Below are 13,066 nucleotides of genomic sequence, written 5' to 3'. Positions count from 1 at the left end.
GGGACGCGGGATTAGGAAGTGGCGTGCCCGGGGAACTTGGTTCCCAACATTCGTGTAACGGAAGGAAGGCCGTGCCTCCCACTTTCGCCGACGTCATCCAATCGAAGTACCTGCTGCTGACGACGTTCACCAAGGACGGCCGCCCCAAGCCCACGCCGATCTGGGGGGTGCCCGAGGGTGACAGACTGCTCGTCATCACCGATGACGGATCGTGGAAAACCAAGCGGATCAATACCACGCCCCGGGTAACGATCGCCAAGAGCGCCGCATTGGGCAAACCCAAGAGCGAAGAGGTCGAGGGCGTCGCCCGGGTGCTGCCGAAGTCCGAGACACGACGTGTCTACAACGCCGTGCTGAGGCGGTACTGGTATCACGCCTGGTGGTTCTACACCCACTCGATCGTGCGGGGCGGCATCGACAAGGTGCACGTCGGCCTGGAGATCAGACCGGCCGCTTAGCGTCGCTCTTGGGATCGATCAGGATCTTCGCGTGCGCCTCGGGATCACCGAGCGCATCGAACGCGGCTTCGACACCCGACAACCCGACCGTTCCGGTGATCAGCGGCGCGACATCGACCTTGCCGTCGGCGAGCATGTGCAGGGTGTCGCGGAACTCGAGCGGCGTGTAGCCCAGCACAAACCGCAGGTCGATCTCCTTGTTGATCGCCATCGCCGGACGGATGTGGTCGGCGCCCATGCAGACACCGACAACGACGACGCGGGAAAACAGCGGCGCGCCGGCGATGATGCCGTCGATGATCCCGGGCACGCCGACGCACTCGAAGATGACGGGATGCTTGGGCGTCGCGGCGCCGGCGGCCTCGGCGGCGCGCCAAAGATGCCACCATGGCAGGCGGAGCCGCTGAAGCTTTTCGATCGTCCCGACCGCAAGGTCGAACGCCTCCAGGATGCCGTGCAGATGTTTGCGCCCCGCCGCGGTCTCATACGGCGAGTCCTGCGCGGGGTCGACGACGATATCCGCCCCGCAGGCCGTTGCCAGCGCCCGTCGGCCGGGCGAGAAGTCGCTCGCGATCACGGTCCGTACACCGTGTGACTTGAGCATGCAGATCACCGCGAGACCGATTGGCCCGCAACCGACGACGATCGCGACGTCGCCCTTGCCCACCTCACCGCGCCGGACGGCGTGCCACGCGACGGCCATCGGCTCGGTCAGCGCGGCGAGCTCGGGGGACAACCCGTTGGGGACGGCCAACGTCAACGACCGCTCGACGAGCAACTGTTCGGCGTAGGCGCCGGGCGCCATCGTCGAGAGTCCGATCCCGTGCACCTCCTTGCCGCGCCGGAGTAGCGGCAGGGCGACGACCCGCGTGCCCGGTCGTGGGGCCTTCCGGGTGCCGGGTCCGTAATCGAGTACCTCGCCGCAGAATTCATGACCGAACACGACGCGCTGATCCGACCGCATGAACGCGTCGTACCCGGATTCGGCCATCACATCGGCGAGCTCGTCGCAGTGGCGGCGGGCGTGCAAATCGGATCCGCAGATGCCGCACCTGAGGACCTCGAGCAACAACTGCCCCTTGCCGGGGGTCGGCGTCGGGACGTCGACCACGTCGAGCTTTGCGTTGGTGCACGTGACGCTCTTCATCCTTTGATCCTGCTACACGGTGGCCGACTTGTGGCCAGCCGGTTGCAGTCCTGCCGCCTGCTTCAGTTCCTCGTAGGCCTGTCGTGTGCACCGGGAGAGGTGCGGTAGGTCGTCGAGTGCGGCGGCATTGGCGACGAAGCCGAAGTCCATGCTGTCGTGGTAGGACGCGAACGTGGCGTTGAGCCCGATCGACGCCGCGAGGGCGGAGACCGGGTAGATGCCCAGCAGGCGCGCACCGTTGAGGTAGCGAATCTCCCTGGCGCCAGCCACATTCGAGACGACGAGATTGCACGCGGGCCGGGCGACACGGTCCAGGTGCGTGGAGGCCCCCAGGCCGGCGAGCGCAACGAGGCCCACCGCATAGGTGATTGCCGCCTCCTTGGACATGCGACCGAGTTCCTTCTTGCAGACGGCGACCGAGTCCACGACCTGATGGATCCGTTCCGCCATGCCCGCGCCCCGGGTTCTCCGAGTCGTGGGAACAGCGCCGACCGGAAATGCGGCGCGCCCCGGCCGAGCAGTTCCGGCACGTAGTTGAAGGGCGGCGCCGGGGTGCACGCTCGGTACGCCTCCACGATCTCGCGCACCACCGGGGCGCTGCGGGCCGGCTTCTTGAACAACAGCATCGCGCCGACGTGCGTCGTGCCGGCCGGTGACTCTATCAGCAGCCATGAAAGATCCAGCGGCGGAATCGATTTGGTCATGGCGCACCTCCAATCCGGAGCCACCCTGGTCGCGCGGGAGTCCGAATATTACGGCGATGTTCTCTCGGCGAGCCACGGCCGACGAGGGCCCTAGGGCCCCGATACGGCAGTCGTTAGTCCCTCAGCGGAGTGACGCGCGGCGCCCCGCTCAGCTCACGGCGCGAAGGGCTTCGAACGTGTCGGCCAGAGTCTCCCGTGGGTCCCGATAGGTAATGCCGAGTTCACGTTCGCTCGGTGAATCGTCGGACGCCGGCATCTGCGTGTAGTACTGCATCCCCGCCCACGTGAAGGGCGTATCGAAAGGCACGAACCGGCTGGCGCGATCCAACACCGCGCCGGCGACGCGCAGGGCGGTATCGGGAATCGGAACCGAGACCATCGCCGAGCCGGACACCTCGCCGAGCATCTTCGCCAACTCCGCCGCCGGAACGCGATGGCCGCCCGCCATGTACCGGCGCGGGCCGCGGCCGGGCTCGAGCAGTGCCGCGTGCAACGCTGCCAAATCGCGTACGTCGACGATCAACCAGGCCCCGCTCCGCCCCGGGATCACATGCATCTGCAGGGCGGCCTTGACGCCTTCGCCGGCCTCCCCGAACTGGTCACCCACCGGCGGACCGATGACCATGCCCGGATAGGTGATGTTCACCGGCGCGCCCGCATCCTGCAGACCGCGGGCATAGATCTCGACCTGCGCCTTCGAAGTCCCGTAGCCGTCCGCCCCTCCGACGACCGGCAGGTCCGCCGACAGCTCTTCCAGGCCGGCATGAAAGAGCGCGCTGAAACTGGACACGTGGACGATAGGGTCCACGCCGAGCTCGACGGCCTGACCCAGGACGTTCTGTGCGCCCTGCATGTTGGTGGTCAGCATCTGCGCCGTCTGGCGCGGGTCGGTGGCCACCAGGGCCGCGCTGTGCACGACGGCTTCGCAGCCGTCCAGCGCCTGGCGCACCGCCATGCGGTCGGTGATGTCGGCGACGGCGTAGTCCGACACGTCGACGCCCAGCTTCGCCACCGAAGTCTCCAGCTTGGCGGGGTTACGCACCAGAAACCGGATGTCGTGGCCCGCGTCGGCGATGGCCTTGGCCGTCCAGCCGCCGACGAACCCCGTACCGCCTGTGATCAGAACGCGCATGGGGGAATCTTTGCAGGACCGGGTGGCCTACAGATGACTGGAGGCAAAGTCGGCGGCTTGGCTCGTCATGCCGTTCACCCCGTAGGAGGTGTGCGCGGCGAAGCCGTCGCCGCCGCCGCTGCCGCATATCGGGTCGCCCTGGGCGCACAGCTCCAGCGTCTTCGGCTGATACAGCGGGCCGATCGCCAGCGGCGGCGCGTGGTACTTCTGCAGGAAGTCACCCGACGGCGTCCCGAACAGGGTGACCGCGGCGACGTGGTTGGCGACGTCCGCCGGCATGGGCGGCGGCACGGCCGACGCAGGCACTCCCGCCGGCACTGCCGCCGACGTGACGTATCCCGCTAGCGCGGCGCCCTGCGAATATCCGCCGAGGACCTCGCGTGTGTTGGGGCAGTTCTTGGCCGTCGCCTCGACGTGCGAGCTGGCGTCACGGATGCCGTCGACGACCGTCTGCGGAAAGTTCGGATTCGAAAAGTCGGTGCTGGCCGGGTAATTAACCGCATACACACCCAGCGAGCGGGAGCCGATCTGCGAGCGCAGCGCATTGACGAACGACCCACCGATGCCGCCGACGCCGGGCGGCTCGCCGGACCCGCGGGCGAACACCACCTCCACGTCGGGGCACGACGGATCCGCGGACGCCGACGGGCTGGGCGTGCTCGACACCAGGGCGCCGGCCGCCAGTGTCGCCAGTCCGACGAGCACCGACAGCCGGCGCGGCCCGGAGAACTCGCTCACTTCTTAAACGCGTCTTTCACCTTTTCACCAGCGTCCTTGAGGCTGGACTTCGCCTGGTCCGCCCGGCCCTCGTCCCTGGTGTCGTGGTCCCCGGTCGCCTTGCCGATGGCCTCCTTGGCACGCCCGCAAAGGTCCTCGATCTTGTTCTTCAGCTTGTCTTCGTTACTCATGCCGCTGTACCTACCCCGCTTTGCCACGGGTTGAAACCCCCGCCCTGCCATGATGGAGGGCGTGAGCGCCGCAATCGTGGTGGCAATAGTCGTGGGGCTGATGCTCCTCGGCATCGGCATGGTGGTCAATCAGTTGCTCCGGTTGCGCAGGTATCTGAAGGAATCGCCGACCGCGCCACCACCCGGCCAAGAGCCGCCGGAGGGGCCGGGCTAGCGGAAACCGGACCGTTGCGCGGGGACGGCTGATAGCTTCGTCCTCGTGGTAGCGGGGCGGCGCGGCACCGTGAAGCCGTCGGTGCTTCTGGTCACCGACGATGGCCTGCCACGCGGTGTCTGCGGAGCGGCCGACCCCCACTTCGCCAACGTGGTGAAACTGTTCGCGCAGCTGTTTCCCGGCCGCCGGTTCGGTGGCGGGGCGTTGAGCGTCTATCTCGACGGCCTGCCCGTCGTCGACGTGTGGACCGGGTGGTCGGACCGGGCCGGAACCCAACGCTGGACCGCCGACACCGGCGCGATGGTGTTCTCGGCGACCAAGGGTGTGGCGTCGACCGTCATCCATCGGCTGGCCGACCGCGGCCTGCTCTGCTACGACGAGCCCGTGGCCGAATACTGGCCCGAGTTCGCGGCCAACGGCAAGGCCGACATCACCGTGCGTGACGTCCTGCGGCACCGCTCCGGATTGTCGCACCTGCGCGGCGTCACCAAGGCCCAGTTGATGGACCACGCCCTGATGGAGGAGCGCCTGGCCGCCGCACCCGTCGACCACTTGCGAGGCGTGCAGGCCTATCACGCCTTGACCTATGGCTGGCTGCTGTCCGGTCTGGCCCGCGCGGTGACGGGCAAGGGCATGCGGGAGCTGATCCGCCAGGAGGTCGCGCGCCCCCTCAACACCGACGGCTTGCACCTCGGCCGGCCCCCGGAAAGCTCGCCGACCAAGGCCGCGGAAATCTTGATACCGCAGGGCAGGCTGCGCGCCCCGGTATTCAATTTCATCGCGCCGAAAATGGCCGGTCTCCCGTTTTCCGGCGCCCTGGGCGCGATGTACTTCCCCGGCGTCGTGTCCCTCATCAAGGGGGACACCCCGTTCCTCGACGGTGAAGTCCCCGCCGCCAACGGCGTGGTGACCGGCCGCGGGCTGGCGAAGATGTACGCCGTGCTGGCCAACGACGGCCGCATCGACGGCAAGAAGTATCTGTCCGAAGAGCTGGCGCGTGGCCTGGCGGGGCAGGCCCGGCGGAAGTGGCCCGACGCGAACATGGGGGTGCCCATGCCATTCCACCTCGGCTACCACGAATCGCCCGTGCCCGGCTTGCTGCGCGGCTTCGGCCATGTCGGTCTCGGGGGAACGCTCGGCTGGGCCGACCCGGAGGCGGGCAGCTCGTTCGGCTTCGTCCACAACCGGTTGCTCACACCGCTGCTGTTTGACATGGGATCCTTTGCGGGACTTGCCCGCCCGCTTCGCAACGCCATCTCGGCCGCCCGCGACCAGGGTCCGCTGCCGGTGCCGCAGCTGGGCGCCACCTACGCCAGACCCGGCCGGCGCAAGGTGGCCCTATAGCCGGATATCGGCGAAGTTCGCGGGTTGCGCCGTCATCCGCGACTGGACATGCGAGCCGTGCGCCGAACACACCGCGGCCGCAAGGCCGGCGACGCGAAAGGTGCGCCCGGCGATCACCGCTCCATGCCGACATAGGTGTTCCCACGCGGCAGCGTCAGCGGAAGGTCGGCGTAGGTGACGATGCCCGGCGCCGCGGCGACGACGGCCGGGATCGCGTTGATCGCGGGCATCGCGGTCATGATGTGGCCGAGGTCCATGAACTCCTCGAGCGTCGTGGCCGCGAAGTACGGCGGCGGCAGGAAGCCCACCTTGGTGGTCACCGTCGGCTGCCCGTCGATCTGGACGACCCAGCCGTCCTGTTCGATCTTCCAGTCGGGCTCGAGCGTCTGCCCCTTGCGCCAGCGCACGTTCAGGTCGATCAACGTGGTGTCGCCGACGATGCCCTGCCAGCTGATGTACACGCCCGCAACGCATCCCGCGGGGATGGTCCACGACGCCATCTCGAGGTCCGCGGTGGTCTGGGCGAACTCGGCCACGCACTTCACCTCGTCGAGCTCGACGCCGAGCGCGTCGCCCACCAACCGGACGGCCTCGCCGAAGATGGCCGTCCCCTTCGCCGCCATCGCCTGCAGGTCCGGGTGGTCGATCGGCTGCCCGAAGCCGACCGGCTTCTCGGTCTCTGGTGAGTCGTAGAACGTGGTGTCGGCGGCCTCGTTGACCGTGACCTTGTCGATCCGGTTGCACACCATCGCCGAGACGATCGCCAGCAGCTCGGCGAAGCCCGGGCTGACCCCGGAGCCGAAGATCGTCGAACCGCCCTTCTCGCAGGCCTCAGAAATCTTCTCGCGGCCGTTGCCAAGGTTGTGCCCCGTGATGAACGACGCCGTGGTCACCACGTTGACGCCCGCGGACAGGATGCGGACCAACTCGTCGACGTCGATCCACATCGGGTTGTAGACCACGCAGTCGGGTTTCAGCGCGAGCAGCGCGTCGACGTCGTTGGTGGCGGCCACGCCCAGCGGTGGGATACCGACGAGGTCGCCGGCGTCGCGCCCGACCTTCTCGGCCGACCAGGCGTAGCAGCCCACCAGTTCCAGCGTGGGGTTGGTGACGATCGACTTCAGCGAGCTCTTGCCGACGTTGCCGGTGTTCCACTGAACCACGCGATAGGTGTTTGGCACTCGCTCAGCATAGGGAATCGGAGGCCGCCTTAGTAGGCGGATTCGGCCGCCAATATCTCGGCGAGAAACGCGTCGTCAGCCTGCCGGTCCAGCCGCGCGCGCGCCCACCGGCGCACCCGCTCGCGGGTGTCGGACGACTCCGTGGTCTCGGCCCCGACGAGCACGGACGCCGCCGACCAGTCGTGGCCCCAGGCCGCCGATTCCGAAAGGGGCCGTTGCCCGCCGTCGGCCAACGGGAGGCTCGCGCGGCCGTCGGCGTCCAGGGCGCCGGTGCCGGAAATGGTTCCCGAGCGCAGTCGCACCCCGATGCCGGTGGGTGCGTCCGGTCCGATGACGGCCACCCGCACGGCGGCGACGACCGCGGTTCCGGCCGCCTCGATCGTCCAGTCGACGGTGTTCTCGCCCGCGTCGAAGATCCCGGGCGGAACCCCACCCCAGTGGACGGACGCGACACCGCGCGCGATCGGCGCCGCGGTGCGCCGGCCCGTGTCCGCGCCGGCGGCCAGCGCATAGTCGTCGCGGCGGCCACTGGGGAAGGTCAAAATCACAGTCGAATCATCAAGTGCGGCATACAGTTCGGGCCAGCCGGGACCGTCCACTCCGAGTTCGTCGGCCAGCCCGGCGCCCACGCGCACCAGGTCGAGGGCGCGTGGGTCACCGTCGGCGACGTGCGCGGCCAGGGCGGCGGCGTGCGGTGCCAGCAAGCCGGCGACGTCGGAATCCAGGGTCTCGTCGGCGAAGAAGCCCTGCGCGCCGGCGGTCAACGCCGCGACCTCGAGGTCCAGCAGCGCGCGATCGAGGCCGGCGATGCCGTCCTGTTGACTCGCGGGCCACCAGCGCCGCAGCCAGTGGCCCACGGCCAACCGGCGGAGCGGCCCGACCGACCCGGGCAGGATGTCCACGCCGGCGAGGTCGATGCTGCGGGGCTCGTCCGCCGAACCGACCGCGGAAGCCAGGGCGACGTGTCCGGATTCGCCGAGGACCCGCCAAAGCCAGTCGGCCCGGCCGAAATCGGTGAACGTGATGTGGGCCGTCGCATCGTCGGGGTCGTCGAGGGTCCACGACAGCACCGCGCCGCTGACCTCGAGCACCGCGGCCAGCGGGCTCGCCTCGCTAGCGGGGCCGGTGCTCCACAAGCCGGAATCGGCGACCAATCTCATCCCGCCACCTGCAATTCCAGCATCGCCTTGATCCGCTGCCGGTGATCCAGGCTCACCGACCGCGCGACCCCTTCGAGCAGCGACCGCACCTCGTCGACGTCCTCGCAGGGCTCCTGCCATACGTCGCGCCCGTGCAACCTCGCCCACAGCCGGCTCAGGTAGGGCTGCGCGTAGGCGGCGAGGTCGTCGACCACCTGCTGCTGGCGCGGGTGGATGGGGCCGCCCTCGGCGAGGTAGCGGCGGGCGTGCAGCACGTAGGCCTCCTTGCGCAGCCGCGCCTGGATCTGCGCCGCCAGGGCGTAGCGGCTGGCGACGGACGGGTCCAGCGGGGCCAACTCCACCGCGACCTCGATGCCCGCGACGAGCGTGGTTTGCTTGTCCTCCGACAGCAGCCCCCAGGGCGCGCAGGCCCGGTCGACCTCCTCCTCGCACAGCAGGGGGATGTCGGGCAGGGCGTCGCGGTCCAGGGCGCGGCGCAGGGTGGCGCGCACCCGGTCCACCACGCTGCGGTCCAGCGGCCGGTCACTGTCGGCGTCGCCGGTGACGCGCGGGGGACGTTGCGGGGCAACCGAACTCAGCCCCAGCTCCACGATCGACCACGGCAGCTGTGCCGCCTCGACGCGGGCCAGGGCCCCGAGGTTGTACGGCGTAGCGTCGGCGATCATCGCCGACCAGACGCGCTGCCGGGCGGTCGCGGTGCGGTGGCTGTTGGCCGGGCCCAGCACGGTGGCGAGCTCGGCCAGGAACGGGCCGGTGACGGTCTCGCCCGCCCGCACGTCGCGCCAGCTGCGGTCGAGCTGGTCGGCCAGCTTGGCCACCGCGTCGGGACCGGCCACGTATTGATGCAGCACCTCGATCGCGGTGCGGTCGCGTCCCTGGTGGACGTCCTCCAGCACGGCGGCCGCCGTCTCTTGATCCTCCGGTGCCGGTTGGCCTTTCGTCACCGCGAGCTCGAAGCACACCGGGAAGTACAGTTCCTGGGCGTTTCCGGTGCGGATCCGTTGGCGGCGCCGTTCCATCTTGAGCACCTCGAACCACGCTGCGGCCGAGCGCAATTCGGCAGCGCTGCCGACGATCAGCTCACGCATCGCTTCGGCCGTGTCCGGGGCGACGACGGGTGCCGAATACTGCGGGTTGGACCGCAACCGGAGCACCAACGGGTCGATGATGCGTTTGACGGTGCGGCTCAGCGGTCCGCCGTCGTCGCTGCTGAGCACCTCCACGCCGGGGCCGATCGCCCGCCACGCCGCGTCGATCACCGACCGGCGGGGGTGGCCGACCGCGACGGCCAACTGTGAATCCGTGCTCATCTGCACAGAATAGGGGCATGGCGCCAAACGCGGCAGCCGAAAACTTGGGTTCGGTAGCCGGCCGGCGGCCACACGCTGGTGGCATGAACAAGCTGTCAGTGCTGGTTGACCGGGTCCGCTCCGCCCGGCGTCGTGGCGGAGGGGACCGCGCCGTCGGGGTCGGCACCGTGCGCGCGGTCGAGCGCCAGGTTTTCATCGAGGTGGTCGCCGTCTCCGGAGAGACGTTCATCGGCAAGTTGGCCCGGTGCGGCGACGATCTCGATGTCTCGATGCTGCGGCCCGGTCTTGTCGTCCTGGTAGCGTTCGATCCCGCTGCACGGGAGCGCCTTTCGCTGCCTGACGACGTGCTGGCGGTGCACGCGGCGTGGGCGGCCTCGCTGTGAGCCTTATCGGGCGCCGTCGACCGCGAAGCTGACGACCGCGCCCCAATACAGCGGGCTGGCCGCGGCATCACCATCGCGCCACCGCCGCATCCGTTCGCGCTGCCACCGGTTTACCGCGCACCCCGCGTCACCGTCGGCGCCGTGGGCGCGATCCACGGCCACCACGACGTCGGCCATCGGATCGGCGGTGGCCGTAGTGAACTGGCGATACGCCGCGGTGGTGGGCAGCGACCACAGCGTGGCCGTCACCAGCTGCGCGCCGCCCAGGATCATCGCCGCCACCAGTCCCGTCGCCTCGTCGAATTGGTAGTCCCCACCCGAGCCGCAGGCGAGCAGGGCCACCCGCGGTGGCATCGGCAGTTGCAGGGCCATCAAGTCCGACGCGGTCAGGGGGCGGTGATCACCGATCGCGTCGGCGTCGCCGGGGATCTCGGCGGTGTCGGCGAGATGCAGCGCGGCGCGACCGGCTTGGTCGTCGGCCGAACTGGCGTGCCCCACATACAACAGCCTGCTCGGGGCAAGAGCCAGCAGCTTGGCCAGCCACGTGCGGTCGGCATCCTGGCGACGGAACAATTCGACCGCGGCGTCCGCGGCCGGCAGCACCGGCCGACTTTCCAGCACGTCGGTGAAGTACCGCGCCAACGGCGTTGCAGGCGAGGGCCTGCCGAGCACCGACCCCAGCGCCGAGTCCGGGCGCTGCCCCGGGACCCGCGGATCGAGAACCAGGAGCGGCGGGCCGTCCTTCCTGGCGGCCCACCCGGCCGTCGCCCGCGGTGAGTGCACGATATTCGGCGGGACCGCCAGCAACACGTCGACCAGTTCCATCAGCCGGTGGCCGTCGGTATGTTCCCCGATATCGGCGAGCTGCCAGGGGATTCGGGCCGCGGTCCGGCCGCTGGCGGTGATCGCCTCCTGACGCGCGCGCACCAATTCTTCCTTGCTGGGGCCCGATTTCGGCAGCGCCAGCAGTCCCCACGGAACCCGCGCCAACCGCGCGCTGGGCGAGACGAACAGCACCGCCCGCGGCTGGGCGGCGCACTCGGCCAACAGCTGCCAGCCGGGGGAACCGATCAGCAACACCCCGAGGATGTAGGCGAGCGTCAGCTCGGTGTCCGGCGCCGCGAAGGGCCCGGTGGTCAGCGCACGCTGGATGGCGTCGCGTCGCCCCTCGGCGCCGTGCGGCTCGGGCAGGGCGCTCACCAGTTCTTCCAGCGCGGCCAGCAGCAGGGGTTCTTCGATTACCCAGTTGACGGTTCGCGACGGTTCCCCGACCACCCGCAAGCTGGCGTAGGTGGCGATCCCGACGTCGGCGTACCTCAGGATCAGGGTGGTCCGATCGGTCTCGCTCATGGCCACGTCGACCAGGCCGCCTCGGCCGCGGTGACGGCGCGGCCGTAGCGCTGAAAAGCCAACTCACGATAGTGGCTCAGGATCGGCTCCGCGTCCGGTTGCATCCGCAGCGGCGGCAACGGCCCGAGCCGGGTCAGCGATGCGCCACCGGCGGCCGGCGAGCCGGCCGCGGCCAGCGCGGGCGCGGGCTCCAGGTCGGCGTCGACGGGGACCGCAGGGGTGGCCGTCGAAGCCCATTCGCCCGTGCGCGGCCGCTGATCACCGGCGTCGAAAGTCCCGCGCGCGCTGTGGTACTCGACCAGCTGACTGATCAGCTCGGTGTTCTCCCACTCCCAGGCGACGGCGAAGGCGCCGGCCAGGACTGGGCCGGAAACGGTGGTGGCCCAGCGGGATCTCGCGTCGGCGTCGGCGATCGAATACCGCACCGAGTCGACGGCCAGCGCCGCCGGTACCTTGAGCTCGGCGGCCTGCTCGAGTTTGGTCATGCCGCGCCGGTATTTCTCGGTGCCGACCTCGCCGCGGAGGATGCCGAGCCCCTCCGCCTGCCGCGCCTCGGTCTCCTGCAGCGTCTCGTCGGGATCACCCGAGCTGTCGAAGCCGAGGTCCGCCAACGCGTCCGCGCGCCACACCGTGCCGAGATGATTGTCGAGCAGCGCGTACTGCAACCAGCTGCTACGCGGCGACGAGTCGAGCAGTTCGCGGGCTTGGGCGATCAGCTCGACCGCTTCGGCGAAGCGGCTCCAGAAGATCGCTATCCAGCTGCGTTGCAAGAGGATACGGTGCAGATACAGCGGCTTCCCCAATTCACGCCAGTGCCGCTCGGCGTGTTCCCAACATTCGTCGGCGGCTTCCAGCGCGCCGGCCCCGAGCCGGGTGAGTCCCATGTAGAGCCAGCAGCGGGCGACGTCGTGGGCCCGCTCGTGGCGGGCGATGACGGGGTAGGCCTCGGAAACCAGTTGCTCGGTGCCGGCGTGGTTGTTGGCCGCCCAGCACGCCGCCGCCCGCTCCAATCGGGCTCGCGCCGTGGCGAGTTCCCAGCCGTTCGCCTCGGCCCGCGCTTCCGCGCGACGCAGCCAGGGGTCGGCCTCCGACAGCCGGCCGGTTTCGACGCAGAACCCGCCGTAGCCGGTACCGGCGACGACGCGAACGTGGTCCGCCGCCTCACCACTGCTGCGGTAGTCGTCCAGGGCGCCAATGATTTTCTCCCACAACGGGACCGACCGGACATGCAGGTCGTCGTCGCACAGCGCCGTCGCGCATAGGGCCCGGGCATGAATGCGCAGGCGCGCGTGCTCGTCGGCCAGGGCGGGGAAATCCGCGTCCGAGCAATCGTCGTCCAGCACGGCCAGCGCCGCCGCCGCGCCTTCGTGATCGCCGATCGCCGCGGCCAGGCCCGCTTGCAGAAACTGAGCCCGCCGTGAGTACCGACGGATCATCTGCGTGACGTCGGCGTCGGCGGGCATGCTCGCGTAGATCGACACACAGTCTTGAATGCGCCGGATGGATTCGCGCACGCCGTCATTCGCGCCGCGGTCGAGGTAGATCTCGCCGAGCTGGGCGAGGACTTCCAGCATCAGATCGTCCCGGTCCTCCCGCTCGATGTGCGGTATCAAGGACAGCAACAAATCGCGGGCCCCGGCCTCGTCGGCCGCGAACGCCAGGCGGCGCGCGTTGTCCAACTCGTCGGGGATCGACACGGCTGCATCATAAGTCCGCGAATGTGGTCCCGGCAGCGAAAGCGGCGGACGGCGGACGCGTGAGTGAGCACGTCCGCC

General features: G+C 69.6%; 14 protein-coding genes. 4 read left to right on the top strand and 10 right to left on the bottom strand.

From position 1 onward, the window contains the following. Positions 1 to 71: 71 nt before the first annotated feature. Complete coding sequence (locus BRW65_RS11945) at positions 72 to 458, top strand: PPOX class F420-dependent oxidoreductase (RefSeq protein ID WP_073874796.1); 387 nt, start codon at positions 72 to 74, stop codon at positions 456 to 458. On the opposite strand, the gene BRW65_RS11940 is transcribed toward BRW65_RS11945, so the two are convergent. The 5 genes from BRW65_RS11940 to BRW65_RS11915 form a co-directional block, all read right to left on the bottom strand. Then, on the bottom strand, positions 442 to 1,605 hold the full coding sequence (locus BRW65_RS11940) for a zinc-binding dehydrogenase (protein WP_073874794.1): 1,164 nt from the start codon (positions 1,603 to 1,605) through the stop codon (positions 442 to 444). The genes BRW65_RS11945 and BRW65_RS11940 overlap by 17 nt on opposite strands. Before the next feature lie 12 nt (positions 1,606 to 1,617). Continuing rightward, the gene (locus BRW65_RS32270; RefSeq protein WP_073874792.1) at positions 1,618 to 2,055 is read right to left on the bottom strand and encodes a WS/DGAT domain-containing protein; all 438 of its coding nucleotides are present in this window, start codon (positions 2,053 to 2,055) and stop codon (positions 1,618 to 1,620) included. A 402-nt stretch (positions 2,056 to 2,457) separates the two neighbouring features. Then, the gene (locus BRW65_RS11925) at positions 2,458 to 3,441 is read right to left on the bottom strand and encodes an NAD-dependent epimerase/dehydratase family protein (protein WP_073874788.1); all 984 of its coding nucleotides are present in this window, start codon (positions 3,439 to 3,441) and stop codon (positions 2,458 to 2,460) included. Between the two features lie 27 nt (positions 3,442 to 3,468). Then, a complete protein-coding gene (locus BRW65_RS11920) occupies positions 3,469 to 4,152 on the bottom strand; it encodes a cutinase family protein (RefSeq protein WP_073875061.1) in 684 nt (227 codons plus the stop codon). 23 nt (positions 4,153 to 4,175) lie between these two features. Next, the gene (locus BRW65_RS11915) at positions 4,176 to 4,349 is read right to left on the bottom strand and encodes a CsbD family protein (RefSeq protein WP_073875059.1); all 174 of its coding nucleotides are present in this window, start codon (positions 4,347 to 4,349) and stop codon (positions 4,176 to 4,178) included. 61 nt (positions 4,350 to 4,410) lie between these two features. Between BRW65_RS11915 and BRW65_RS31715 the strand changes: the two genes are divergently transcribed. Then, positions 4,411 to 4,563: a hypothetical protein gene (locus tag BRW65_RS31715; RefSeq protein ID WP_167374030.1), complete on the top strand. Its 153-nt coding sequence runs from the start codon at positions 4,411 to 4,413 to the stop codon at positions 4,561 to 4,563. 69 nt (positions 4,564 to 4,632) lie between these two features. Next, positions 4,633 to 5,907 carry a serine hydrolase domain-containing protein gene (locus BRW65_RS11910; RefSeq protein WP_073874786.1) on the top strand — a complete coding sequence of 425 codons (1,275 nt, stop codon included), beginning with the start codon at positions 4,633 to 4,635 and terminating at the stop codon, positions 5,905 to 5,907. Positions 5,908 to 6,020: 113 nt separating this feature from the next. Here BRW65_RS11910 and BRW65_RS11905 read toward each other — a convergent pair whose 3' ends face one another. The 3 genes from BRW65_RS11905 to BRW65_RS11895 are packed head-to-tail and all read right to left on the bottom strand — an operon-like array spanning position 6,021 to position 9,558. Beyond that, the gene (locus BRW65_RS11905) at positions 6,021 to 7,088 is read right to left on the bottom strand and encodes an NAD(P)H-dependent amine dehydrogenase family protein (protein WP_073874784.1); all 1,068 of its coding nucleotides are present in this window, start codon (positions 7,086 to 7,088) and stop codon (positions 6,021 to 6,023) included. A 29-nt stretch (positions 7,089 to 7,117) separates the two neighbouring features. Then, positions 7,118 to 8,248, bottom strand: a complete 1,131-nt coding sequence (locus tag BRW65_RS11900) for a hypothetical protein (protein WP_073874782.1) — start codon at positions 8,246 to 8,248, stop codon at positions 7,118 to 7,120. Beyond that, on the bottom strand, positions 8,245 to 9,558 hold the full coding sequence (locus BRW65_RS11895) for a hypothetical protein (protein ID WP_073874780.1): 1,314 nt from the start codon (positions 9,556 to 9,558) through the stop codon (positions 8,245 to 8,247). The genes BRW65_RS11900 and BRW65_RS11895 overlap by 4 nt, the downstream gene beginning before the upstream one ends. A 44-nt stretch (positions 9,559 to 9,602) precedes the next feature. Between BRW65_RS11895 and BRW65_RS11890 the strand changes: the two genes are divergently transcribed. After that, positions 9,603 to 9,941 (top strand): hypothetical protein, encoded by a 339-nt coding sequence (locus BRW65_RS11890; protein ID WP_073875057.1) that lies wholly within the window; start codon positions 9,603 to 9,605, stop codon positions 9,939 to 9,941. Between the two features lie 3 nt (positions 9,942 to 9,944). Here BRW65_RS11890 and BRW65_RS11885 read toward each other — a convergent pair whose 3' ends face one another. Continuing rightward, a complete protein-coding gene (locus BRW65_RS11885) occupies positions 9,945 to 11,291 on the bottom strand; it encodes a CHAT domain-containing protein (RefSeq protein WP_073875055.1) in 1,347 nt (448 codons plus the stop codon). After that, entirely contained in the window at positions 11,288 to 12,988 is a 1,701-nt protein-coding gene (locus tag BRW65_RS11880) for a hypothetical protein (protein ID WP_073874778.1), read from the bottom strand. The genes BRW65_RS11885 and BRW65_RS11880 overlap by 4 nt, the downstream gene beginning before the upstream one ends. Positions 12,989 to 13,066 lie beyond the last annotated feature (78 nt).

This window comes from Mycobacterium paraffinicum (genome assembly GCF_001907675.1).
GTDB lineage: Bacteria > Actinomycetota > Actinomycetes > Mycobacteriales > Mycobacteriaceae > Mycobacterium > Mycobacterium paraffinicum_A.
The sequence above is the reverse complement of the archived record's forward strand: the minus strand, read 5'-3'. Positions and strand labels throughout refer to the sequence as shown.